Source organism: Ancylobacter vacuolatus, from assembly GCF_030813595.1.
Classification (GTDB): Bacteria; Pseudomonadota; Alphaproteobacteria; order Rhizobiales; family Xanthobacteraceae; genus Ancylobacter; species Ancylobacter vacuolatus.
The window spans coordinates 390,605-413,652 of record NZ_JAUSUH010000003.1 but is presented as its reverse complement, the minus strand read 5'-3'; the positions used below and the strand labels follow the sequence as shown (position 1 = coordinate 413,652).

Here is a 23,048-nt window from a genome sequence, read left to right as displayed (position 1 = left end):
GGGTTCCCTCGGTGGATGGCACGTGGCGGACAGGCGAGGGCCGGGCGCGACACCGCTCAGCGGTGGTCGGCCCGGCCCTCAAAGGCTTCAGGGGAAAGGCCGGCGCCGTGGCGCCGGCCGTGGGATCAGTGGGCGCCAAGCCCGGTCTTACGGGTCTTCCACAGCGAGAAGACGACGCCACCGGCGATCATCGCCAGAGTGACCGAGAGCGAGACCGCCGGATCGAGCTTTCCGTAGAAGTAGTTCCAGAAGATCTTGCCGCCGATGAACACCAGTACGAGCGCCAGGGCGTATTTCAGGTACTCGAAACGGTGCACCATGGCGGCGAGCGCGAAGTAGAGCGCGCGCAGGCCGAGGATCGCCATGATGTTGGCGGTGAAGACGATGTAGGTGTCGGTGGTGATGGCGAAGATCGCCGGCACCGAGTCGACCGCGAAGACCAGGTCGGCAATGTTGATGACGACCAGAGCCAGGAAAAGCGGCGTCACCCAGAGCACCAACTTGCCCGTCACCGGGTGCGGCTGGCGCACGATGAAGCGCTGGCCGTGCAGCTGCGGTGTCACCCGCAAGACCCGCGAGAGCAGGCGAACCACCGGGTTCTTGGAGATGTCCTGCTCGCCCTCCTTGACGATCAGCATCTTGATGCCGGTCGCGACGAGGAAAGCGCCGAACAGCAGCAGCACCCAGTCATATTCCTGCACCAGTGCGGCGCCGACGCCGATCATGATGCCGCGCAGCACCAGCACCGCGATGATGCCCCAGACAAGGGCGCGGTACTGGTAGATGCGGGGAATGGCGAAGTAGCTGAAGATCAGCGAGATGACGAAGACATTGTCGATCGAGAGCGCCTTCTCGATCGCATAGCCGGTGAAGTACTGCATGCTGGCATCGGCGCCGCGCGAGTACCAGACCCAGCCGCCGAACAGCATGGCGACGAAAATATAGAACAGCGAGAGCCGGAGGCTTTCGCCGATGCCGAGTTCCTTGTCGCCCTTGTTCAGCACGCCGAGATCGAAGGCGAGCAGGATGAAGACGATGGCGAGGAAGCTCAGCCAGAGCCAGGCGGGCGTGCCGACGATGTCGGCCGTGACAAGCGCGATCAATGTGTCCATGGGGTCCTCGGTTCAGCCTCCGCGGCGCGCGCAGCGACGCCGGCCCACGGCGCCGGGAAGGCGCCGCAGGTCGTCCGTGCGGACGTTCGCTGGGGAAGGTGGGTAGGGGGAGGACCGACATGGCGGCGCGCTGCCGTCAGAGGGACCCGGGCCTCGGCTGGAAGGGGGTAAGGCGGGAGCTCGGCGCTAGCGCAGCGAAGGGAGGCTCAGATCGGTGAAGCGCCCTGGCCGACGCGAGACCCTCACCTCGGCCCTCTCGCGGCCCTCGCGGCGGAGATACTCGATCTGCGCCAGCAACTGGCGCTTGATGCGCTTGAGCGCCATCAGGCGCTCGCCGTCGGGCTTTTCGCGCCGGCGCTCGGCCGCGAGTTCGACATCCAGCATCTGGCTGCGGGTGGTCAGCGATTTGAGGAACTGGTCCACGTCACCCTCCTTTCGATGAGGGCAAGATGGCGTGGACGCCATCATAGTTCCAATGCATAGTCTCAATATCATCGATAGATTGGAGCTATCGACATGCCCTTCCGCCCGACTCATCGCCAGCTCGAATATGCCGTCGCCCTGGCCGAGACCGGCCATTTCGGCGCGGCGGCGCGGCGCTGCCATGTCTCGCAGCCGACCCTCTCGGTGCAGATCGCCCAGCTGGAGGCGCAGCTTGGCGCAACCTTGTTCGACCGCACGCCCGGCCGGGTGCAGCCCACCGCCATCGGGGGGCGGGTGATCGAAGCGGCGCGGGCCGTGCTGCTGACGCTGGACGACATCGTGGCGGTGGCGGCGAGCGGGGCGCGCAATCTCGGCGGGCTGATCCGGCTGGGCGTGGCGCCGACCTTCGGACCCTATTTCCTGCCCTATCTGCTACCGCCCCTCCATGCGCGCTATCCGGCGCTGCAGATCTACATCAAGGAGGAGCGCCCGGCGGTGATCCTACGCGAGGTGGTTGCCGGCGCGCTGGACTGCGGATTGGGGCCGGCGCCGGATTCCGGCCATGCCGTCACCTTCCGGCGGTTGTGCCGCGAGACGATCTTTCTCGGCGTGCCCAAGGACCATCCGCTCGCCAGCATCGGTCATGTCGACCCGCAGGCGCTGCGGGGCGAGCGGCTGCTGACGCTCGGACGCGGGCACCATCTGTTCGAGCGGACCCGTGAGCTTGCCGCCGCCTGCGGTGCCGACATACGTGAGGACTATGAAGGCACCAGCCTCGACGCGCTGCGCCAGATGGTGGTGATGGGCATGGGCATGTCGCTGTTCCCCGAGCTTTATGCCCGCTCGGAGTTCCGGATGGAGGACGACATCGCGCTGCTCACCCTCGATGGTTGGCCGGCCAGTCGCGACATGGGTTATTTCTGGCGCGCCGGCAATGGGCGCGCGGCGCAGTTCGAGGAACTGGCGCGCGAGAGCGAGGCCACCTGCGCGGGGCTGGGCCTCGCTTCACGCTGAGCGGACGCCCCCCTTCTGGGGCGCGTCGCCGGCGGGCGTCGACGGCGTCGCCACCCCGCCAAGAAACACCCGGATGCACTCGCGCACATAGGCGCGGCGCCGCGCGCTGCCGGGCCATTCCATCCGGCCGTCGCGGGTGAGCGCGATCGATCCCCCGACCATGTCCATCAGCATGGAGGCGGCATCGCGCGCATCTGGTACGTCGATCCGGCCGAGTGAGTGCTGGTGGTCGATCCAGTCGGTAAGCCGCCCCAGCACGGCATGGCGGCCGAACTTTTCGGAAATCTCCTTGAGTTCGGGGTTTACTGCCGCCTCCAGAAAGAGGAACTGCAGGAAGGCGAAGCGCTCGCGATCGGCCTCTTCATCGATCTCGTTGAAGAATATCAGGTCTAGAGCCTGCGCCAGCGGCAGATGGTCATCGTCGCGGGGCAGGTCGACCATGCGCTCGATGTGCGACTCGATGATCGCCGTCATGAGCGCGGTCTTGCTGGGGAACAGCCGGTAGAGCGTCGTCTTGGAGATCTGGCAGCGGGCGGCGACGGTGTCGGTCGTCATGCGCGCATAGCCGAGCTGGCGGAAGATCTGCAGAGCCTGAGCCACGATGTCCCTGCGCCGGGCGGAATCGGGCGCCGTCTTCGGTCGCCCCCGCGAGCGGCGCTGCGGCGACCGCACCTCACTTTCAGCCTGTGACACGCGACTACCCCTCCAGGGCCCTGGCGGACCATCGGAGTCCACCAATTGACAGATCAAGACATCCGATAATATAGATACGCATCGGTACTCTATATAGGGATTTTCACTGTGGCGTCATTTCGCCCCGCGCGTTCGGCGCTACTTCCCGGCACTCTTGCCCTGCTGCTCGTGCTCGTCGGTTGTGATGGCCGCGAGGCGGGCCAGCCGCAGGGCCCCGGCGCGCAGGGCCGCCCGCAGGTCGGCGTCGTGACGGTGCGTCCGCAGTCGGTGGCGATCACCGCCGAGATGCCCGGCCGCACCACCGCCTCGCTCGTCGCCGAGGTGCGCCCGCAAGTTGGTGGGATCATCAAGTCGCGGCTGTTCGAGGAAGGCTCGGAGGTCAAGGCGGGTGATGCCCTCTACCAGATCGACCCGGCGAGCTATCAGGCGGCCTATGACAGCGCGGCGGCTTCCCTGCAAAAGGCGCAGGCCGGGGTGCCGAGCGCGCAGTCCAAGGTCGATCGCTACCAGGGGCTCATCAAGCAGAACGCGGTCAGCAAGCAGGATTACGACGACGCCAATGCCTCGCTGGCGCAGGCGAAGGCCGATGTCGCCTCCGCACAGGCGGATGTCGAAACGGCCCGCATCAACCTCGACTATACCCGCATCACCGCCCCGATCGGCGGGCGGATCGACAAGTCGACCCTGACCCCCGGGGCGCTGGTTACGGCGAGCCAGGACACGGCGCTTACCACCATCCGCACACTCGACCCGATCAATGTCGACGTGACCCAGTCCAGCACCAACCTGCTGAACCTGCGCCAGGCGATCCGCGACGGGCGGATCAAGATTTCCGGCGACCGGGTGCAGGTGCGGCTTGAACTCGACAATGGCGAAACCTACGCCCATCCCGGCACGCTGGAATTCACCTCGGCCTATGTCGATACGACCACCGGCACCTATGGCGTGCGCGCGCAGTTTCCCAATCCCGATCGGCTGCTGCTGCCCGGCATGTATGTGCGCGCCCTCATCGAGGAGGGCGTCGCCCCCGACAGCTTCCTCGTCCCCCAGCGCGGCGTGACGCGCAACACCAAGGGCGAGCCGGTGGCGCTTGTCGTCAACGCCGACAACAAGGTCGAGCAGCGCGTGCTCGTCGTGTCGCGCAGTGTCGGTAACAATTGGCTGGTCGATAGCGGTATCGCCGATGGCGACCGCGTCATCGTCGAGGGCAGCCAGTTCGCCCGTCCCGGTCAGGATGTGACACCCGTCGACGTTGTGGTGGACGAGACCACCGGCGAAGTGCGCGACCGCGGCCAGCAGAGCATCGCGCCCGTTTCCGCTGGCAGTCAGGCAATGGCCGGCGCCTCCGCGGGTTCCCCGACCGCCACGTCGAACTGAGGCGCGTCCATGTCCCGTTTTTTCATCGACCGCCCGGTATTCGCCTGGGTGATCTCTTTGCTGATCATGCTCGGCGGCGTTCTCGCGCTGAACACCCTGCCCATCGCGCAATATCCGCAAATCGCGCCGCCGACGGTCAGCGTCACCGCCTCCTATCCCGGCGCCGATGCCCAGACCGTGGAGAACTCGGTGACCAAGGTCATCGAGCAGGGCCTGACCGGCATCGACAATCTCGACTACATGTCGGCGACCTCGACCTCGACCGGTCAGGCCACCATCACGCTCACCTTCACCAATGCGGCCGACCCCGACATTGCGCAGATGCAGGTGCAGAACAAGCTGCAGCTCGTCACTCCGCAATTGCCGAGCGTGGTGCAGACCAACGGCATCTCCGTCGACAAGGCCTCCGATGGCTTCCTGATGGTGATCGCCTTCGTGTCGACCGACGGGCGCATGTCATCCACCGATGTGTCGGACTACGTCGACTCCACGCTTAACGACACGCTGCGCCGCATCCAGGGGGTCGGCTCGACCACGCTGTTCGGCTCCTCCTACGCCATGCGGATCTGGCTGGACCCCGAGAAGCTATCAAAATACCAGCTCAACCCGGACGACGTGTCGGCCGCCATCCAGGCGCAGAACACGCAGGTTTCCGCCGGCCAGCTTGGCGGCCTGCCGGTGCGGCCGGGCCAGCAGCTCAACGCCACGGTCACGGCGCGCTCGCGGCTGCAGACGCCCGAGCAGTTCCGCAACATCATCCTCAAGAGCACGACGGACGGCTCGCTGGTGCGCATCAACGATGTCGCCACCGTCGAACTCGGGGCGGAAACCTACACCACCTCCTCGCAATATGACGGCAAGCCGGCCGGTGGCCTCGCCATCAATCTGGCGACCGGCGCCAACGCCCTTGATACGGCGGAGAAGGTCAAGGCCGCGATCGAGCGGATGAAGCCAACCTTCCCGGAAGGCGTCGAGGTCGTCTATCCCTACGACACCACGCCCTTCGTCCGGCTTTCGATCGAGGAAGTGGTCCGCACGCTCATCGAGGCGATTTTCCTCGTCTTCGTGGTGATGTTCATCTTCCTCCAGAATATCCGCGCGACGCTGATCCCCTCGCTCGCCGTGCCGGTGGTGCTGCTGGGCACGTTCGGCGTGCTGGCGCTGTTCGGCTACTCAGTGAACACGCTCACCATGTTCGCCATGGTGCTGGCCATCGGCCTGCTGGTCGATGACGCCATCGTCGTGGTCGAGAATGTCGAGCGCGTGATGGAGGAGGAAGGGCTCTCGCCGAAGGAGGCGACGCGCAAGTCGATGGGGGAGATCACCGGCGCGCTGATCGGCATCGCCACCGTGCTCTCGGCCGTGTTCATTCCCATGGCCTTCTTCGGCGGCTCGGTCGGAGTGATCTATCGCCAGTTCTCCGTCACCATCGTTTCGGCGATGGTGCTCTCGGTGCTGGTGGCGCTGATCCTCACCCCGGCGCTGTGCGCGACCCTGCTCAAGCCGCCGAAGGTGCACGCCAAGAGCCGCGGCTTCTTCGGCTGGTTCAACCGCACTTTCGACCGCACGACCCATGCCTATCGCAGCGGAACCGCCGGCATTCTGGCGCGCTCGGGGCGCTTCCTCATCGTGTTCCTCGCCATCGCGGTGGGCATGGCCTGGATGTTCGTTCGGCTGCCCTCTTCGTTCCTGCCGGAGGAGGACCAGGGCATCCTTATCACCATGGTGCAGCTGCCCGTCGGCGCCACCGCCGACCGTACCGAGAAGGTGCTGGACGCGGTCCGCACCCACTTCCTCGTCGATGAGAAGGAAGCGGTGGAAGGGGTGTTCTCCATCAATGGCTTCGGCTTCAGCGGTCAGGGGCAGAATCTCGGCATCGCCTTTGTGCGGATGAAGGCCTTCGACGAACGCAAGACACCCGAGGTCTCCGCGAGTGCGGTGGCGGGCCGGGCCATGGCCGCGCTGCAGATGCGCGACGCCATGGTCTTCACCCTCACCCCGCCGGCGATCCAGGGCATGGGCAATACCGGCGGCTTCAGCTTCTATCTCCAGGACATGACCGGCGCCGGCCACGAGAAGCTGATGGCGACGCGCAACCAGCTGCTCGGCATGGCGGCGCAGGACAAGCAGCTTGCCGCCACACGCCCCAACGGGCTGGAGGACGAACCGCAATTCGTCGTCGACATCGACCAGGAGAAGGCCAGCGCGCTCGGCCTGTCGCTGGCCGACATCAACGACACGCTCTCCACCGCCTGGGGCAGCGCCTATGTCAACGATTTCCTCGACCGCGGGCGGGTGAAGAAGGTTTATCTCCAGTCGGCGGCGCATTTCCGCATGCAGCCGGAAGACCTCGCCAAATGGGAGGTGCGCAATTCCGCCGGGACCATGGTGCCCTTCGCCTCCTTCGCCTCGACCCGCTGGACCTATGGCTCACCCCGGCTGGAGCGCTTCAATGGCGCCTCGGCGGTGGAAATCCAGGGCCAGGCGGCGCCGGGCGTGTCCTCCGGCGTGGCGATGGACGCGATCGATGACCTCATGGCCAAGCTGCCGCCGGGCTACGACCATGAATGGACCGGCCTGTCGCATCAGGAGCGACTCTCGTCCAACCAGGCGACGGCGCTCTACGCCATCTCCGTGCTGGTCATCTTCCTCTGCCTCGCTGCGCTCTATGAGAGCTGGTCGATCCCGTTCGCGGTGCTGCTGTCGGTGCCGATCGGAATCTTCGGTGCCTTGCTGGCGGCATCCTTGTTCGGGCAGACCAACGACGTCTACTTCAAGGTCGGCCTGCTCACCACCATCGGCCTCGCGGCGAAGAACGCTATCCTCATCGTCGAATTCGCCCTTGAACGGCAGGCGCATGGCATGAGCCTCGTGGAGGCGACGCTGGACGCGGCGCGCCAGCGGCTGCGGCCGATCCTCATGACCTCCTTCGCCTTCATTCTGGGCGTGACACCGCTCGCCATCGCCAGCGGCGCCGGCTCGGGGGCGCAGAACGCCATCGGCATCGGTGTGATGGGCGGCATGATCGCCGCCACCGTGCTCGGCGTGTTCTTCGTGCCGCTGCTCTTCGTCGCCGTGCGTCGGGTGTTCCCAGGCAAGGCTCCGGCGCCGGCGCCCGATCCGGCCGGGGAGGCGCGCGATGTTCCTTCCGCCTGATCCCCGCAGCCCCGCCGCGCTCTTTCTTCGCTCGTCAGGTGAACCGATGTCCTTGCCGCCCATAAAGCGCCGTTCCCTCCTCGTCGCGGCACCGCGCCTTGCCGGCGCGGTCCTTGTCGCCGCCCTGCTCGGCGGCTGCGCGGTCGGTCCCGACTATCGCGCCCCCGGCTTCCAACTGCCCGCCAGCTGGGGCAAGGCGTCTCCGTCCGTCACCACCACCGGCGAGGAGGCGGAGAATCGCCCGCCGGAACTGGCGGACTGGTGGAAGCGGCTTGGCGATCCCACGCTCAACCGGCTGGTCGACGAGGCGGTGGCCGGTAATCTCGACGTCGCCACCGCCAAGGCCCGGGTGCGCCAGGCCCGCGCCACCCGGCAGCAGGCGATGGGCGCGCTGGCGCCCAGCGTCACCGGCTCGGGCAGCTACAGCCGGGCCGACAATGGCAGCAACGTCTCCAGTAGCGGCGATGTCACGGTTTCCGGCCCGTTCGACACCTTCACCCTCGGCTCCAATGCCAGTTGGGAGCTCGACCTGTTCGGCGAGAACCGCCGCGCAGCGGAGGCGGCGACCTACGGGCTCGATGCCGCCGAGGAGACGTTGCGCAACACGCTGCTCACCCTGATCGGCGACGTGGCGACCTATTATGTCGAGGCGCGCGGCTATCAGGCGCGGGCGGCGCTGGCCCGGCGCACCGCCGTCTCGCAGCGCGAGACCGCCGGCCTGACCCGCACCAAGCTGCAGGCCGGTTCGGCCTCCGCCGTCGATGTCGCCAATGCGGAAGGCCAGGCGGCGAGCACCGAGGCCAATATTCCCGAACTGGAATCAAGCTACCAGCAGACCGTCCACCAGCTTGCCATCCTGCTCGGCCAGCCGCCAAGCGCGCTCAACGAGACCATGAAGCGCAGCGCCCCGATCCCGACGCCGGTCAAGGCGATCCCGCGCGGTGTGCCGGCCAATGTGCTGCTTTCGCGCCCCGACGTGCGCCTCGCCGAGCGCCAATACGCCCAGTACACCGCCAAGATCGGCCAGGCCGAGGCCGCGCGCTACCCCGATGTCAGCCTCGTCGGCGAGGTCACGACCTCGGCCGCCAAGGTTGGCGATCTCGCCAAGAGTTCGTCGGTCAGCTGGAGCTTCGGACCGAGCGTCAGCATCCCCATCTTCAACGCCGGCCAGCTGAAGGCGGCGGTGGACTTCGCCCAGGCCCAGCGCGACGAGTATTTCCTCACCTATCACGCCGCTGTTCTAAGCGCCCTGCAGGATGTGGAGAATGCCAGCGTCTCCCTTCAGCAGGAGCGCATCAAATATCGCAGCCTCAGCGCCTCCGCCGCGTCCTACCGGCAGGCCGTTGAGCTCGCCCGCGCCCTCTACCAGAGCGGGGCGTCGAGTTTCCTCGACGTGCTGGTCGCGGAACGCTCGGCCTATTCCGCCGACGACACGCTTCTCGCCAGCCGGGTGGCCATCGCCACCGACTATGTCGCGCTCAATAAGGCGCTGGGCGGGGGCTGGACCGGCAAGGTGGACGACCGCACACCGGCGGTGGTCGACACGCAAATGGCCCCGCGCCTGGTCTCGTTCGACCGTGCCGGCCTCAAGCCGCGTGACCCGGAGAACCAGGGCGTCGCCGAGGCCTTCGCACACTGACGGCGCGACGGGGCGGGAAGCCGAGCCGGTGGCGCTCTCGCGCAACCTCCCGTAAAGGCACATCGACGCGCCCGGAGTCCGGCGGCGCGCCGATGTGTCAGCGCGAGGTGGCAGGGTGGATTTCGTGAGACGTCATTGGCGGGGCGAGGTGCCGCTGGCGCGCGTCTTCTGCTGGAACATGCTCATCGTCGGCACGCTGGTCAATCTGATCACCGGCGGGGCGGCGCTGGCCGCCCATGTCGCCGGCGCTCCGGTCTGGCTCGCGGCGCTGATCTTCCTTCTGCCGCTGCCGCTGAATGTGCTGTTCACCGTCTCGGTCTGGCGGTCCGCCGGGCATGAGGCGCCGGGATGGGGCGCGTTCGCGCGGGCGGCGGCGTTGGTCTGGCTGGCGCTGATGCTCGTGGTTTAGCCTTGCTGCGGCAGGGGTTTGAAGAAGCCGGCCGGGCTCAGCCGGCATCTCCCGCCTCGATCCGAAGGGTCGTCAGGGACGAGCGCAGCAGGGCGGCAATGAAGACCACGCTCATCACCAGCACAATGGTCGGGGCCGGCGCGCTGTCGAGGAAGAACGAGAGATAGACGCCCAGAAGGGACGCGCCGACGCCAATGACCAGCGAGGCCGCGAGCATGGCGCCGAAGGTGCGCGTCACCAGGAAGGCGATCGCCCCCGGCGCGATCAGCATGGCGATGGCGAGGATCAGCCCCACCGCCTTCAGCGCCCCGACAATGGCGAGCGAGATCAGGCACAGCAGGCCGTAATGCAGCAGTCCGACCCGTAGCCCGACCACGCGCGCCTGCGCGGGGTCGAAGGCGTGCAGCAGAAAATCCTTCCACTTCACCGCGATGACGCCGGCGACAATGGCGGCGATGAGCGCGCTCTCGCCGATGTCGCGCCAGGCGACGCCGAGCATGTCGCCGAACAGGATGTGGTCGAGATGCACCTCGGACTGGATCTTGACGTAGAGCACCAGTCCGAAGCCGAACATGCCGGAGAACACGATGCCCATCACCGTGTCCTGCTTGATCCGGCTGTTGTCCTTCAGGAATCCCGTCGCCACGGCGCAGAACATGCCGGCGGCGAAGGCGCCGACCGCCAGCGGCAGGCCGACGATATAGGCGAGGACCACGCCGGGGAAAACGGCGTGCGAGATGGCGTCGCCCATCAGCGACCATCCCTTCAGCACCAGGAAACAGGACAGCAGCGCCATCGGCACCGCCACCAGCGCGGAGATGACGAGGGCGTTGACCATGAAGGGGAATTGGAAGGGCGCGAGCAGGGTCTCGACCATGGTCACGCCTCCTCGACCTTGAGAGCCTGCGCCGCCCGCCGCCGGGCCGCCAGCATGCCGTGCTTGGGGGCGAAGATGAAGGCGGCGAGGAAGATCAGCGTCTGCAGTACCACGATGATGCCGCCGGTGGCGCCGTCGAGGAAATAGCTGACATAGGCGCCGACAAAGCTCGTTACGGCGCCAATAGCGACGGCGATCATCAGCAGGCGCGGGAAACGGTCGCTCAGGAGATAGGCGGTGGCGCCGGGCGTCACCACCAGGCAGATGACGAGAAAGGCGCCCACCGTCTGCAGCGCCGCCACGGTCGAGGCCGAGAGCAGCGTGAAGAACATGATCTTCAGCGCCGTCGGCTTCAGCCCGATCGAGCGGGCATGCGCTTCGTCGAAGAACACCGCCAGCAGATCCTTCCATTTCAGCAGCAGGATCACCAGGGAAACCACGCCGATGATCGCCAGTTGCAGCGTGTCCTCGGGGGTGATGGTGAGGATGTTGCCGAGTACGATGGTCTGGATGTTCACCGAGGTCGGCGAGAGCGACACCATGAACAGCCCCAGAGCGAAGAAGGAGGAGAAGATCAGCCCGATGATGGCATCTTCCCGCAGCCGGGTACGCTGGTTGAGAAACAGCATGGCGGCGGCTGCCAGACCGCCGGAGAAGAAGGCCCCCACGGCATAGGGCAGGCCGAGCATATAGGCGCCGGCGACGCCGGGCACGACGGCGTGCGACAGCGCATCGCCGATCAGCGACCAGCCCTTGAGCATGAGATAGCAGGACAGGAACGCGCAGACCGCGCCGACCAGGGCCGAGACCCACATGGCGTTGCGCATGTATTCGTAGCTGAAGGGCTCCGCCAGAAGGTCGATCACGGGGTATTCTCCCGCGTCTGGGGCGGGCATTCGCCCTTCTCGCCATAGAACACCAGCGGGCGCTCGTCGTCGGTCAGCACCGAAATCTGGCGGCGGTCGTCATCGGCGTGCAGCCCGGCGCCGCCCAGCACGAAATGGCGCAGCACGCCGCCGAAAGTCTTTTCCAGATTGGCCTCGGTGAAGGTCTCGGCGGTCGGGCCATGGGCGAGGACGGTGCCCTTCACCAGCACGGTGCGATCGCAGAATTCCGGCACGCTGCCGAGATTATGGGTGGAGACGAGCATCACCCGGCCCTCGTCGCGCAGCGACCGCAGCAGCGCGACGATCGCCTGCTCGGTCTGCACGTCGACGCCGGTGAACGGCTCGTCGAGCAGTATCACCCGCGCATCCTGCGCCAGCGCGCGGGCCAGGAAGACGCGCTTCTTCTGCCCGCCGGAGAGTTCGCCTATCTGCCGGGTGCGGAAGTCGTTCATCCCGACGCGACCCAGCGCCTGCGTCACCGCCTGCCGGTCGGCGGCGCGGGGGATGCGCATGAATCCCATATGGCCGTAGCGGCCCATCATCACCACATCCTCGACCAGCACCGGAAAGTTCCAGTCGACCTCCTCGTTCTGCGGGACATAGGCGACGAGGTTCTGCCGCAGCGCCTCGGGCACGGTGCCGCCGAGAATGCTGATCTCCCCCGCTGCCGGGCGCACGAAGCCCATGATCGCCTTGAACAGGGTGGATTTTCCCGAGCCGTTCACCCCGACAAGGGCCGTGATGGTGCCCAGCGGAATGGCGAAGCTGGCATCGCGCAGGGCGGTGTGGCCGTTGCGATAGGTCACGGTCAGGCCGCGCACCGAAAGCCCGGTCGCCGACAGGACAGGCGAGGGCGCGTTCACTGTGACAGCCCCTGCGACAGGCCCTTGGTGAGCGTGCCGGAAGTCACGCGCAGCAGGTCGATATAGGTCGGCACGGGGCCGTCGGCCTCGCTGAGCGAATCGACATAGAGCACGCCGCCATAGAGCGCACCCGTCTCCCGCGCCACCTGCCGCGCGGGCTTGTCGGAAACCGTGCTTTCGCTGAACACGGCGGGGACGCCGTTCTTGCGCACAGCGTCGATCACCTTGCGCACCTGCTGCGGCGTGCCCTGCTGGTCGGCGTTGATCGGCCAGAGATAGAGTTCCTTCAGGCCATAGTCGCGGGCGAGATAGGAGAAGGCGCCTTCGCTCGTCACCAGCCAGCGCTTGTCAGCGGGGATCGTCTCCAGCTCGGCGCGGATCGGCGCTACCGACGCCTCCAGCTTCGCCTTGTAGGCCGCGGCGTTGGCCTCATAGGTCGCGGCGTTGGCGGGGTCGTATTTCACGAAGGCGTCACGGATGTTGTCGATATAGATCAGCGCGTTGGCTGGCGACATCCAGGCGTGTGGGTTCGGCTTGCCGCGATAGGGGCCGTCGGCAATGCTCATCGGCGTGACGCCGTCGCTGACGACGACGCTGGGGACATCCTTGAGGTTCTGGAAAAACTTCTCGAACCAGAGTTCGAGGTTCAGCCCGTTCCAGAGGATCAGCTGCGCTCCCTGGGCGCGCTGTATGTCGCCCGGGGTCGGGGCGTAATTGTGGATCTCCGCGCCGGGCTTGGTGATCGATTCCACCACCGCCGCGTCACCCGCCACGTTGCGCGCCATGTCGGCGATGACGGTGAACGTCGTCACCGCCTTGAATTTCGGCGGCGTTCCCTGTGGCGCACTCTCCTGCGCCAGCGCAGCGGGCGCCCCGGCGAGCCCAGCCAGGCCGGCGACCAGAAGACTGGTCAGGATTGCGCGTCTCGATTGTCTCCACATGCCAGCCCCCTTTTGCGAATGAGTTGCAGAAGCAGTCTACGCCAAGCCGACGCTTATGCAACTGCAAACGAGTTGCATCAAGAAAAGGTCATCCTGCTGCGGGCCGGTGTCGTTCGGCGGGGATGCGCTCAGGGAAATGGACGAAAGGACGACTGGCGGCTTACATCCATCGGGCGTTGCGCTCCGCCGCACCTCTCGTGGAAGGGGCGCTGCGGCGCGCGTCGCAGCCATGCCCGCTGGCGGCCCCGGATGCCCCGGCCGTCGAATGTCGGTTCAGCGGCGGGGAGGCGCCTGTGGACGGAAGCCGAATGGAAGAGATCAGGGAAAGGCTGGAGCGGGAGGGGGTGCCCTCATCTGTCATCGCATATGTCTCGAAGTGCAGCCTTATCGGTTCGTACGATATGATTGTTGCATTCGCGTCTGTATTTTTTATGGCAATACTATTTACATTAACAATTTTTCTATATTCTTATATTGAAAATATAAATAGACCCAATGTATTGATTATTTCTAAGAATATGAATGGGGTGCTTTACAACTATGATTTTTTTGCTCCTATATTCGTTAGCATGCCCGGCGCTTTCTTGCTTTCCATCTCGCTCGCGATATTTACCACCCTCTCGTCGCCCAACTGGCAGGTCACTGATTTTGTCAAGGATGTCGCCGCGCCAAAGCAGAACTGGTTCACCCGTTGGCTGCTGGGCCGGATGATGGCGCGGCTGGCGACGGAGACCGACCCCGCGCGCTATGTGCGCCGTTTCGTGTTTATGCCGGCGTGGCTTCTGACGGGCGCAGCCGCTCTGCTATTCGCGATGAGTATCCCGTTGGCGATGGTGCAGGCGCGGGCGTTCGAGGTGTTCACGCCGGAAGGCTATTACGTCTCGCCGCTGCTGCCCTGGAACACGCCGCGCCTGCACCCCTGGGCGTCGGCGACCTCGGTCGAGACGGGGTGCAGCCATTATTCGCGAAAGGGTCGCACTAGCGACAAGATGATCTACAACGTCACCTTCGACGATGGCACTGTGGCCCCATCCGCCTATGCAACGTCAGTCTGGGGCTCCTGGCTCGATCCCATGGAGATCATCGACAGTAAACTCCGCTCGGCCGGCGTGCGGTTCATTCCCTGGAACCTGAATGATTCCTATGATCGCCGCTGTATCCGTGCGATCGAACGTGAGTTTTCCGTCGATGATTTCGAACGGCTCCGGCATGTGCTGCGCTTTCCGAATTGACGCCGGCGCCAACCGTGGCAAACGGCAAGCGGGCGTGCGTCGTCTGTGCTGTAGTGCGCCGGCGGGGCACCGGAACCGCCACGCAGGCACGACGGTTAAGCAGCGGGAGGAACTACCATGAGCCATATTCGCTACGAGATCGTCGAACATGACGGCGGCTGGGCCTACAAGCTCGGCGACGTGTTCTCGGAAACCCATCCCACCCATGAATCTGCGCTCGCCGCCGCCCGCGACGCCGCGGCGCGGCAGTCGATTTCCGGCGAGACCCGGCCCATCGCCTATCAGGACAAGAGCGGCCGGTGGCATGAGGAAGTGGCGCAGGGCGTCGACCGGCCGGAGGTCGAGATCGAGGATCCCGCAAGGGGCCGCTGACGCGGTGCACGGTCGGCGCTGGGCGTGCCGCGCGGCCGGAGCGCACGAGCCCCGCCACGTCGCGCTCGCCGTCGCGCGCATTAGGCGTTCTGGCGCTAACGGTACAAAGACGATGTCTCCTCTTTAAGTGGATTGATCGGCAGGCGCGCCGCCAAGCGTGGCGAACACCGCGCTGGCCACAGCAGCGAAGGCGGCCACCGCGCCGAGCGGACGGATCTCCCGACGGGTGACGAGATATTCGTCGGCCCGCGCCGGCGCCCCTTCGATGACGACGGCATGAAGGCGCGGATCGCAGCCGAGCTCGCGATTCAGCACGATGCCAAGGCCGATCTTCGCCGCCACCGCCTCCTTCACCGCCTCGCGGCTGCCGAGCACCAGATGCGGCGCGATCGCGAGGCCGCGCCTGGCCAGCGCCGCCTCGAACAGATGCCGCGTCATCGATCCGGCCTCGCGCAGCACAAGGCGCTGGTGCGTCACGTCCGCGAGGTCGACCTTGTCCCGTCCCCACCAGGGATGGCCGTCATGCACCAGCAGCAGAACCTCCTGGGAGAGCAGGCGGTCGCAGGCGAAATCCGGATGCGGCGCCTCCAGCGTGGCGATGGCGACATCCACCCGTTGCTGGGCGACGAGGTCGAGCAGGACGCTGGAATTCTCCAGCCGCACATCGAGCCTTATGCCGGGATGCAGCGCCGTGAAACGCTCGAGGATCGGCATCGCCACATAGGGCGCGCACAGGCCCAGCGCGAGATAGCCGGCATTGAGCGTGCGGCCCTCATCCATGCGGGCGCCGATGTCGTCGAGCATCAGCATCACCTGCCGCACCCGGGGCAGCAGGTCGCGCGCATCGGGGGTCAGCTCGATGCCCGCTCCGGTGCGCAGGAAAAGCCGTGCGCCGACCGCCTCCTCCAGCGCCTTCACATGCTGGGTGATGGCTGGCTGGCTCACCCCCAGTGCCTGCGCCGCCTCCGAGAAGGTGCGGTGGGTGGCGATGGCCTGGAAGGCGCGCAGCTGGGCGAAGTTCATGGTGATCGGTCTCGGCGAGGGAGTCTCAGGCCATAAGTGTGACTTCATTCAGACGTCACACACTTTAGCGACACTTATATCACGGCCTCGTTCCCCCCTGCTGCGGAGACCCCGATGTTCTTCGATACGCTGAAAGCCCTCGGCCTTGCCACGGCCCTCGCCACGCTCGGCGCGGCCCCCTCCCTTGCCCGGGAAGTCGTGCTCTATAACGCCTCAGACAGCGTCAACACCGCGCTGGTCGCCGCCTTCAAGAAGGTGCATCCGGAGATCGAGGTGAAATTCGTTTCCGGCTCGACCGGCCCGATCACCGAGCGCGCGATTGCCGAGAAGGGCAAGCCGCAGGCGGATGTGGTCTACCTCGTCAACAATGTCGCGCTGGAACAGCTGAAGCAGGCCGGCGTGTTCGAGCCCTACGCGCCCAAGGACAGCAAGATCGCCCCGGCCTTCCGCGACCCGGACGATTTCTACAGCAAGTACTTCGCCACGACGATGTGCATGGTGGTGAACAAGGACCGCCTGGCGCAGAAGAAGCTGCCCATGCCGACCACCTGGGAAGACCTGATCAAGCCGGTCTATGCCAAGGAGATCGCGCTGCCCTCGCCGCTGAAGTCCGGCACGGGCGGGGCGATCCTCACCACCTTCGTCGACGCCTTCGGCTGGCCCTTCGTCGAGAACCTGAACGAGAACGTCTACCAATATTCCGACGGCGGCTCGGGCGGTGCGGCGCTGGCGGGCGCGGGCGAGGTCGCCATCGGCCTCACCTTCGACACCACCTGCTTCGAGACCAAATCCTCCGGCAAGCCGGTGGAAATCGTCTATGGCCGCATCACCCCGAACGTCTCGGAAGGCGGCGGCCTCGTCGCCGGCGGGCCGAACCCGGCGGAGGGCAAGATCTTCCTCGACTTCATGGCGAGCGAAGAGGCGGCGCAGGTTCTCGGCAAGGTCGTCGGCGCCACCGCCGTTCCCGGCCACGGGCTGGTGGATCTCAATGAGATCACGCTGTGGCAGATGCGTCGCCCGGTCGATATCGCGGCCTTCCGCCGCGACTTCGCCAGCCGCATCCTGAAGCAGTGAACGACGCCTCCTTCACGCGCGCCCCGGCGCGGCCGGCTCCGCAGGAGAGTCGGCCGCATCTGGCCGTGCGGGCGGTGAGCAAGGCCTATGAGCGCCATCGCGCGGTGGACGCGGTGTCCTTCGATCTCGCCAAAGGCGAGTTCGTCACGCTGCTGGGCGATTCCGGCTGCGGCAAGACCACGCTGCTGCGCATCATCGCCGGCTTTGCCCGCCCGGATGCCGGGCAGGTGCTGCGCGAGGGCGAGGATGTGACCCACATGGCCCCGGCCCGGCGCCGCATGGGCTTCGTGTTCCAGTCCTATGCGCTGTTCCCCACCAAGACGGTGGCGCAGAATATCGGCTTCGCGCTCGCCGGCCCGCGTGCCGCCCGCGCGCGCCGCATCGAGGAACTGGCACACCTCGTCGAAATCGACGCACTTTTGGAGCGCTACCCGCACGAGCTTTCCGGCGGCCAGCAGCAGCGCGTCGCGCTGGCGCGGGCGCTGGCCTCGGACCCCGAGGTGTTGCTGCTCGACGAGCCGATGTCGGCGCTCGACGCCCGCATCCGGGTGAAACTGCGGGGGGAATTGCGCGCGCTGGTCGACCGGCTCGGCATCACCACGCTCTATGTCACCCATGACCAGGAGGAGGCGCTGGCGCTTTCCGACCGGGTGGCGGTGATGCGGCACGGGCGAATCGAGCAGATCGGCAGCCCGGCGGATGTCTATCACCGCCCGGCGACCCGCTTCGTCGCTGGGTTCATCGGCCTCTCCAACCTGATCGAGGGGCGGGCGGTGGCGGGAGGCATCGAGGCCGAGGGTGTGGTCTGGCCGCTGGCGCTGCCCGCCGGCATGGCGCCGGGCGCGGCGCTCACAGTGGTCTACCGGCCCGAACATGTCGGGCTCGCCACCGATGGCGGCGGCATTCCGGCGACGGTGGAAAGCGTCACTTTTCTCGGCGCGCATGTGCGGCTGACCCTTCGCCTCGCCTCCGGCCGCGCCGTCATCGCCGACCGTCCCTCCTTCGAAGCCGGCGGGCAATGGCGGCGCGGCACGGTGGCCTGGCTGCGGCCCGACCCGCTGCGCGCCGCTCTCGTCGGTCCTGAGCCTGCGTCATGACATTGTCGCTGCGCTCTCTGCCGGGCCTGCTCATCAGCGCCCTGGTGGCGCTGGTTCTGGCGCTGTTCATCGCCTACCCGATCGGCGCGGTGCTGGTGGAGAGCTTCGTTATTTCCGGCCCGATGCCGCCGGCCACGCTGAAGGCGGTGACATCGGCCGCCCTCGACGCCGTGCCGGCCGGGGAGCGCGAGGCGCTGGTGCAGCGCTGGACGGCCAGCGCCACCGAGGCCGAGCAGGTGGAAGCCACCGCCGCCGCCTTCACGCTTGCCGGTGCCGCGGTGACCTGGGACCGCAAGGCCGCCTATTCCGAGCAGAGCGCGGCGATGGCGGCCGCGCTCAACGCCATGCCCAAGGCGGAGCGCGCGTCGGTGGAGGACAATGTCGTCCTCGCCCATATCATGCTGCACAAGCGCACCGCGCTGGCCTTCAAGGTGAAGGAGGCGCTTGGCCCCGAGGGCTTCGACGCCCTGCGCAACGGCGCCAATGATCGCTGGGGCCTCGACCATTATCTCAAAGTGTTCGAGGAGCCTTATCTGCGCGCGGCGGCGCTGAACAGCCTCATGCTGGCGGCGCTCTCGGTGGCGTTCACCGTCACTCTGGCCTTCGCGCTCGCCTATGGCATCAATGCCGGCGCCATCCCGTGGCCCTCGCTCACCCGCGTGGTGCTGCTGATGCCGCTGGTGGCACCACCGGTGCTGATCGCCACCGCCACCATCATGCTGTTCGGCCGGCGCGGGCTGGTGACGCACACCTTGCTCGACGATTGGCTTGGCCTGATCGACGCCGACCAGACCAATCTCTACGGCCTGTTCGGTGTGGTACTGGCGCAGACTCTGTCTTTCGTACCCGCCGCGCTGATCGTGTTCGACAACAGCCTGCGCAGGCAGGATGGCCGCATCGATGAGGCCGCTGCCGGGCTCGGCGCCGGGCCGCTGCGCAGCTTCCTGCAAGTGACGTTGCCCATGGCTTGGCCGGGCATCAAGCGTGCCGTGGTGCTGGTGTTCATCCTGAGCCTGACCGATTTCGGCAACCCGATGGTGCTCGGCCGCGATACGCCGGTGCTGGCCGGCGTGGTCTATGACGAGATCACCGCCTATCGCAACACGCCGCTGGCAGCGGCGCTGTGCATGTGGCTGCTGATCCCCTCTCTGCTGCTCTATCTCGCGCTGGAAGCGTTCGGCCGGCGCAAATCCTATGCCGGCACCGCCGGTGCGCGCGCCGAACTTCCGGTGCCGGCGATGGTCCGCGCCGGGCTTACCCTCACGGCCGGCGTGGTGGCGGGGCTGATCTTCGCGGTCTACGGCACCATGGCGCTGGGTGCCGTCACCCGCGTCTGGGGCACCGACTGGAGCCTCACGCTCGGCTATTTCACCGGCGCCGGGGTCGATGTCGGGCTGGCGGGTTCCGGCTATGGCTCCTCCGAACGCGGGCTCGGACTGGTGTGGGACAGTGTGCGCCTCGCCGGCATTGCCGGGCCGATTGGGGGGCTGTTCGCGGTTATCATCGCCTATGTGGTGGAGCGCCTGCGCCCGCCCGGCGCCCACCTCATCATGTTCCTGGCGCTTGTGCCGGCGATCCTGCCCGGCATCGTCTTCGGCATCGGCTATATCGTCGCCTTCAATGTGCCGTTCGGCATCCCTGCGCTCTCCCTGACGGGGACCTCGGCGATCCTGGTGATCAACATCCTGTTCTCCAACCTGTTCGTCGGCGTGCTTGCCGCCCGCGCGGCGCTACAGCGGCTCGACCGATCGGTGGACGAGGCCGCGGAGAGCCTGGGCGCCGGGCTGATCGCCCGCTTCTTCCGGGTAACGCTGCCCATGCTGCGGCCGGCGCTGCTGCTGGGCATGCTCTATGTGTTCATCGACGGGCTGACCACGCTGTCCTCGGTGATCTTCCTCGTTTCCGGCAATCACAAGCTGGCCTCGGTGGCGATCTTCAATCACGCCACGTCGGGCGATTATGGCTACGCCGCCGCCAAGAGCCTGGCTTTGCTCGGCTTTGCGCTTGCCGCCATGGGGCTGGTGTGGCTCGTTGAGAACCGCAAGCCTGGCCTGCGCCGCGCCGCGCCGCGTGCCCGGCCGATCGACCCCGCTTTGGTGACGCCATGACCGATCCCGACGCCCTCGTCGCCCGCGACGCGGCTTCCTTCTTCCATCAGCACGGCTCCAGCCCCTGCATCGGCGCCTTGCGCGTCGCGCAGGGGCTATGGCTGGAAGACATGGCCGGCCGCCGCTTCATCGATCTGCACGGCAACACCGTGCACCATCTCGGCCACGGCCATCCGGAGATCGTGGCGGCGCTGAAGCGGCAGCTCGATGAGCTGGCCTTCACCCCCCGCCGCTTCACCAATGAGCCGGCCGTGGCATTGGCGGAGGCGCTGCTGGCGCGCTGGCCGGGGGCGCCGGCGCGGGTGCTGTTCGCCACCGGCGGCTCCGACGCCATCGAGATCGCGCTCAAGCTCGCCCGGGTGGCCACTGGCCGGCATGAGACGGTCTCCTTGGAAGGCTCCTATCACGGCCATGGCTTCGGCGCCTTCGGCCTTTCTTCGGCAGCGCCGGACCCGCGCCTCGGCACCTTCCTGCCGGGGCGCCGTCACGTCACCCCCTATTGGGCGGGCGAGGACGGGCCGGCGCGGATGCTGGAGGAGGTGGCCGGGCTACTCGCCACCCGGCGGATCGCGGCGGTGATCGCTGAGCCCATGCGCTCGAACTGCCATGTGCCCCCGGTCGATCTGTGGCCGCGCATCCGGGCCTTGTGCGACGCCTATGGCACCAAGCTGATCTTTGACGAAATACCCTCCGGGCTGGGCAAGACCGGGCGGTTCTTCGCCTTCGAGCATTTCGGCGCGCTGCCGGATGCGGTGGTTCTGGGCAAGGCGCTGGGCGGCGGCCTGGTGCCGATCGCCGCGGTGATCGCCGATGCACGGCTCAACACCGCGCCGGAGCTGGAACTCGGCCACTACACCCATGAGAAGAACCCGCTCACCACCCGGGCGGCGCTGACGGCGCTGGACATCATCGCCCGCGACGATCTGGTGGCCCGCGCCGACGAGGCGGGCCGGAAACTGAAGGACGGCGTGGCCACTATCGCGGCCCGCGTGCCGTGCGTGATCGGGGCGCGTGGGCTGGGGCTGCTGCTGGCGGTCGCGTTCGACGCAGCCCGTTGCGAGCGCCAGCCCGGCGCGGATTTCGCCGCGCATCTGGTGGCGAGCGCCTTCGCGCACGGGCTTTCCACCACCGCCAAGGGCGACAGCGCGATCGGCCTGTCCCTGCCGCTCACCGTGACCGATGAGGAAATCGTCGAGGTGCTGGCGCGGATCGAGGCGATGGGGCAGGGGCTCTAGCCGGCCGCCCCATCGGCCCATCAGTGCAGGCTGGCGACGGCCGGCTCGTCCTTGTGGTGCATGCCGAAGCGATCGACCATGGTGGCGCTGGCCTCGTTCAGACCCAGCACCTCGACCGAGGCCCCGGCCTTGCGGAACTTCATCACCGCCTTGTCCAGCGCACCGACAGAGGTGATGTCCCAAAAATGCGCGTGGGTAAGGTCGATGATGACCTCGCGCGCCGCCTGGTCGAAATCGAAGCCGGCGAGGAACACCTCGGAGGAGGCGAAGAAGATCTGGCCGTTGACGACATAGGTCACGCGTCCGGCTGCCTCGTCGATATGTTCGCCCACCGCCACCAGCTGCGACACCTTGCCGGCGAAGAACACGCCCGACAGCAGCACGCCGACCAGCACGCCGATGGCGAGGTCGTGCGTCGCCACCACGGTGAACACGGTGGCCAGCATCACCAGCGAGGACGAGCGCGGATTGCTGCGCAGATCGAGAATCGAGCGCCAGGAGAAGGTGCCGATCGACACCATGATCATGACAGCCACCAGCGCTGCCATCGGGATGATGCGAACCAGATCATCGAGGACGAGGATCAGGAACAGCAGGAAGGCACCGGCGACGAAGGTGGAAAGCCGCCCGCGCCCGCCCGAGGTGACGTTGATGACCGACTGGCCGATCATGGCGCAGCCGCCCATGCCGCCGATCAGTGCCGAGGCGATATTGCTGGTGCCCTGGCCGATGCACTCCTGGCTCTTGTTGCTCATCGTGTCGGTCATGTCGTCGACGATCTGCGCGGTGAGCAGCGATTCCAGCAGGCCGACTGCGGCGAGCGTGAGCGAATAGGGCAGGATGATCTGCAGCGTCTCCAGCGTGAGCGGCACGCTGGGCAGGGCGAACACCGGCAAGCCGGACGGCAGTTCGCCGAGATCGCCGACGGTGCGCAGGTCCATCCCGCTCCACCAGGCGAACAGAGTGAGCGCCGCGATCGCCACCAGAGGCGAGGGCACAGCCTTGGTCAGGCGCGGAAACAGATAGATGATGCCGAGGCCCACCGCGATCATCGGATAGGTCTCGACCGGCACGCCGATCAGTTCGGGCAACTGCGCCATGAAGATGAGGATGGCCAGCGCATTGACGAAGCCGGTGATGACCGAGCGCGAGACGAAGCGCATCACCCGGCCGATCTTCAGCACACCGGCGAGGAGCTGGATCAGTCCCATCAGGATGGTGGCGGCGAACAGATATTCCAGCCCGTGGTCGCGCACGAGGCTGACCATCACCACGGCGGTGGCGGCGGTGGCGGCCGAGATCATCCCCGGCCGGCCGCCGACGACGGCGGAGACGCAGGCGATGGCGAAGGAGGCGAACAGGCCGACCTTGGGGTCGACGCCGGCGATGATCGAGAAGCCGATGGCTTCGGGAATGAGGGCGAGGGCGACGACGATTCCGGCAAGAACGTCGCCGCGAATATTGGCGGTCCAGTCGCGGAAATAGCGGGTGGTGGATGTCATGAGAAGCAATCTTC

At 66.8% G+C, this 23,048-nt stretch carries 20 protein-coding genes; 11 read left to right on the top strand and 9 right to left on the bottom strand.

What is annotated here, in order from left to right; genetic code table 11:
* Positions 1–125: 125 nt before the first annotated feature.
* Positions 126–1,112 (bottom strand): TerC family protein, encoded by a 987-nt coding sequence (locus J2S76_RS09670; RefSeq protein ID WP_307059882.1) that lies wholly within the window; start codon positions 1,110–1,112, stop codon positions 126–128.
* A 186-nt stretch (positions 1,113–1,298) separates the two neighbouring features.
* On the bottom strand, positions 1,299–1,535 hold the full coding sequence (locus J2S76_RS09665) for a hypothetical protein (protein ID WP_307059880.1): 237 nt from the start codon (positions 1,533–1,535) through the stop codon (positions 1,299–1,301).
* A 93-nt stretch (positions 1,536–1,628) separates the two neighbouring features.
* Between J2S76_RS09665 and J2S76_RS09660 the strand changes: the two genes are divergently transcribed.
* Complete coding sequence (locus tag J2S76_RS09660; RefSeq protein ID WP_307059878.1) at positions 1,629–2,549, top strand: hydrogen peroxide-inducible genes activator; 921 nt, start codon at positions 1,629–1,631, stop codon at positions 2,547–2,549.
* Here the strand turns inward: J2S76_RS09660 and J2S76_RS09655 are convergent.
* Positions 2,541–3,149, bottom strand: coding sequence for a TetR/AcrR family transcriptional regulator (locus tag J2S76_RS09655; RefSeq protein ID WP_307059877.1), 609 nt, complete (start codon positions 3,147–3,149; stop codon positions 2,541–2,543). The genes J2S76_RS09660 and J2S76_RS09655 overlap by 9 nt on opposite strands.
* 201 nt (positions 3,150–3,350) lie before the next feature.
* On the opposite strand from J2S76_RS09655, the gene J2S76_RS09650 reads away from it, so the two are divergent.
* From J2S76_RS09650 to J2S76_RS09635, 4 genes are all read left to right on the top strand, one after another.
* Entirely contained in the window at positions 3,351–4,619 is a 1,269-nt protein-coding gene (locus J2S76_RS09650; protein WP_307059875.1) for an efflux RND transporter periplasmic adaptor subunit, read from the top strand.
* A 9-nt stretch (positions 4,620–4,628) separates the two neighbouring features.
* Complete coding sequence (locus J2S76_RS09645; RefSeq protein ID WP_307059873.1) at positions 4,629–7,775, top strand: efflux RND transporter permease subunit; 3,147 nt, start codon at positions 4,629–4,631, stop codon at positions 7,773–7,775.
* 46 nt (positions 7,776–7,821) lie between these two features.
* Entirely contained in the window at positions 7,822–9,414 is a 1,593-nt protein-coding gene (locus J2S76_RS09640; protein ID WP_307059871.1) for an efflux transporter outer membrane subunit, read from the top strand.
* 124 nt (positions 9,415–9,538) lie between these two features.
* On the top strand, positions 9,539–9,823 hold the full coding sequence (locus J2S76_RS09635) for a hypothetical protein (protein WP_307059869.1): 285 nt from the start codon (positions 9,539–9,541) through the stop codon (positions 9,821–9,823).
* Positions 9,824–9,860: 37 nt separating this feature from the next.
* Here the strand turns inward: J2S76_RS09635 and J2S76_RS09630 are convergent, their stop codons facing one another.
* The 4 genes from J2S76_RS09630 to J2S76_RS09615 are packed head-to-tail and all read right to left on the bottom strand — an operon-like array spanning position 9,861 to position 13,391.
* On the bottom strand, positions 9,861–10,706 hold the full coding sequence (locus J2S76_RS09630) for a metal ABC transporter permease (protein ID WP_307059867.1): 846 nt from the start codon (positions 10,704–10,706) through the stop codon (positions 9,861–9,863).
* On the bottom strand, positions 10,703–11,527 hold the full coding sequence (locus J2S76_RS09625) for a metal ABC transporter permease (protein ID WP_370874728.1): 825 nt from the start codon (positions 11,525–11,527) through the stop codon (positions 10,703–10,705). Before J2S76_RS09625 ends, J2S76_RS09630 begins: the two co-directional genes overlap by 4 nt.
* Positions 11,528–11,562: 35 nt before the next feature.
* Complete coding sequence (locus J2S76_RS09620; RefSeq protein ID WP_307059864.1) at positions 11,563–12,450, bottom strand: manganese/iron ABC transporter ATP-binding protein; 888 nt, start codon at positions 12,448–12,450, stop codon at positions 11,563–11,565.
* On the bottom strand, positions 12,447–13,391 hold the full coding sequence (locus J2S76_RS09615) for a metal ABC transporter substrate-binding protein (protein ID WP_307059863.1): 945 nt from the start codon (positions 13,389–13,391) through the stop codon (positions 12,447–12,449). Before J2S76_RS09615 ends, J2S76_RS09620 begins: the two co-directional genes overlap by 4 nt.
* 308 nt (positions 13,392–13,699) lie before the next feature.
* On the opposite strand from J2S76_RS09615, the gene J2S76_RS09610 reads away from it, so the two are divergent.
* A complete protein-coding gene (locus J2S76_RS09610; protein WP_307059861.1) occupies positions 13,700–14,623 on the top strand; it encodes a hypothetical protein in 924 nt (307 codons plus the stop codon).
* Between the two features lie 117 nt (positions 14,624–14,740).
* On the top strand, positions 14,741–14,995 hold the full coding sequence (locus J2S76_RS09605; protein ID WP_307059859.1) for a DUF2188 domain-containing protein: 255 nt from the start codon (positions 14,741–14,743) through the stop codon (positions 14,993–14,995).
* Between the two features lie 123 nt (positions 14,996–15,118).
* Here the strand turns inward: J2S76_RS09605 and J2S76_RS09600 are convergent, their stop codons facing one another.
* On the bottom strand, positions 15,119–16,018 hold the full coding sequence (locus J2S76_RS09600) for a LysR family transcriptional regulator (protein WP_307059857.1): 900 nt from the start codon (positions 16,016–16,018) through the stop codon (positions 15,119–15,121).
* Positions 16,019–16,132: 114 nt separating this feature from the next.
* Between J2S76_RS09600 and J2S76_RS09595 the strand changes: the two genes are divergently transcribed.
* Genes J2S76_RS09595 through J2S76_RS09580 form a run of 4 tightly spaced genes read left to right on the top strand, consistent with a single transcriptional unit; the run spans position 16,133 to position 21,532 of the window.
* A complete protein-coding gene (locus J2S76_RS09595) occupies positions 16,133–17,092 on the top strand; it encodes an extracellular solute-binding protein (RefSeq protein ID WP_307059855.1) in 960 nt (319 codons plus the stop codon).
* On the top strand, positions 17,089–18,189 hold the full coding sequence (locus J2S76_RS09590; RefSeq protein WP_307059853.1) for an ABC transporter ATP-binding protein: 1,101 nt from the start codon (positions 17,089–17,091) through the stop codon (positions 18,187–18,189). The genes J2S76_RS09595 and J2S76_RS09590 overlap by 4 nt, the downstream gene beginning before the upstream one ends.
* Positions 18,186–20,297 carry an ABC transporter permease gene (locus tag J2S76_RS09585; RefSeq protein ID WP_307059851.1) on the top strand — a complete coding sequence of 704 codons (2,112 nt, stop codon included), beginning with the start codon at positions 18,186–18,188 and terminating at the stop codon, positions 20,295–20,297. The genes J2S76_RS09590 and J2S76_RS09585 overlap by 4 nt, the downstream gene beginning before the upstream one ends.
* A complete protein-coding gene (locus J2S76_RS09580; protein WP_307059849.1) occupies positions 20,294–21,532 on the top strand; it encodes an aminotransferase class III-fold pyridoxal phosphate-dependent enzyme in 1,239 nt (412 codons plus the stop codon). Before J2S76_RS09585 ends, J2S76_RS09580 begins: the two co-directional genes overlap by 4 nt.
* Positions 21,533–21,552: 20 nt before the next feature.
* Here the strand turns inward: J2S76_RS09580 and J2S76_RS09575 are convergent, their stop codons facing one another.
* Entirely contained in the window at positions 21,553–23,034 is a 1,482-nt protein-coding gene (locus J2S76_RS09575) for a SulP family inorganic anion transporter (RefSeq protein ID WP_307059847.1), read from the bottom strand.
* Positions 23,035–23,048: the final 14 nt, after the last annotated feature.

What these genes read in the sequence shown, in the direction of transcription:
- J2S76_RS09640 (WP_307059871.1), top strand. Translation starts at nt 7,822, where the DNA reads ATGTCCTTGCCGCCCATAAAGCGCCGTTCCCTCCTCGTCGCGGCACCG.
- J2S76_RS09615 (WP_307059863.1), bottom strand. Translation starts at nt 13,391, where the DNA reads ATGTGGAGACAATCGAGACGCGCAATCCTGACCAGTCTTCTGGTCGCC.
- J2S76_RS09660 (WP_307059878.1), top strand. Translation starts at nt 1,629, where the DNA reads ATGCCCTTCCGCCCGACTCATCGCCAGCTCGAATATGCCGTCGCCCTG.
- J2S76_RS09605 (WP_307059859.1), top strand. Translation starts at nt 14,741, where the DNA reads ATGAGCCATATTCGCTACGAGATCGTCGAACATGACGGCGGCTGGGCC.
- J2S76_RS09645 (WP_307059873.1), top strand. Translation starts at nt 4,629, where the DNA reads ATGTCCCGTTTTTTCATCGACCGCCCGGTATTCGCCTGGGTGATCTCT.
- J2S76_RS09580 (WP_307059849.1), top strand. Translation starts at nt 20,294, where the DNA reads ATGACCGATCCCGACGCCCTCGTCGCCCGCGACGCGGCTTCCTTCTTC.
- J2S76_RS09600 (WP_307059857.1), bottom strand. Translation starts at nt 16,018, where the DNA reads ATGAACTTCGCCCAGCTGCGCGCCTTCCAGGCCATCGCCACCCACCGC.
- J2S76_RS09575 (WP_307059847.1), bottom strand. Translation starts at nt 23,034, where the DNA reads ATGACATCCACCACCCGCTATTTCCGCGACTGGACCGCCAATATTCGC.
- J2S76_RS09670 (WP_307059882.1), bottom strand. Translation starts at nt 1,112, where the DNA reads ATGGACACATTGATCGCGCTTGTCACGGCCGACATCGTCGGCACGCCC.
- J2S76_RS09595 (WP_307059855.1), top strand. Translation starts at nt 16,133, where the DNA reads ATGTTCTTCGATACGCTGAAAGCCCTCGGCCTTGCCACGGCCCTCGCC.
- J2S76_RS09625 (WP_370874728.1), bottom strand. Translation starts at nt 11,527, where the DNA reads ATGCGCAACGCCATGTGGGTCTCGGCCCTGGTCGGCGCGGTCTGCGCG.
- J2S76_RS09585 (WP_307059851.1), top strand. Translation starts at nt 18,186, where the DNA reads ATGACATTGTCGCTGCGCTCTCTGCCGGGCCTGCTCATCAGCGCCCTG.
- J2S76_RS09610 (WP_307059861.1), top strand. Translation starts at nt 13,700, where the DNA reads ATGGAAGAGATCAGGGAAAGGCTGGAGCGGGAGGGGGTGCCCTCATCT.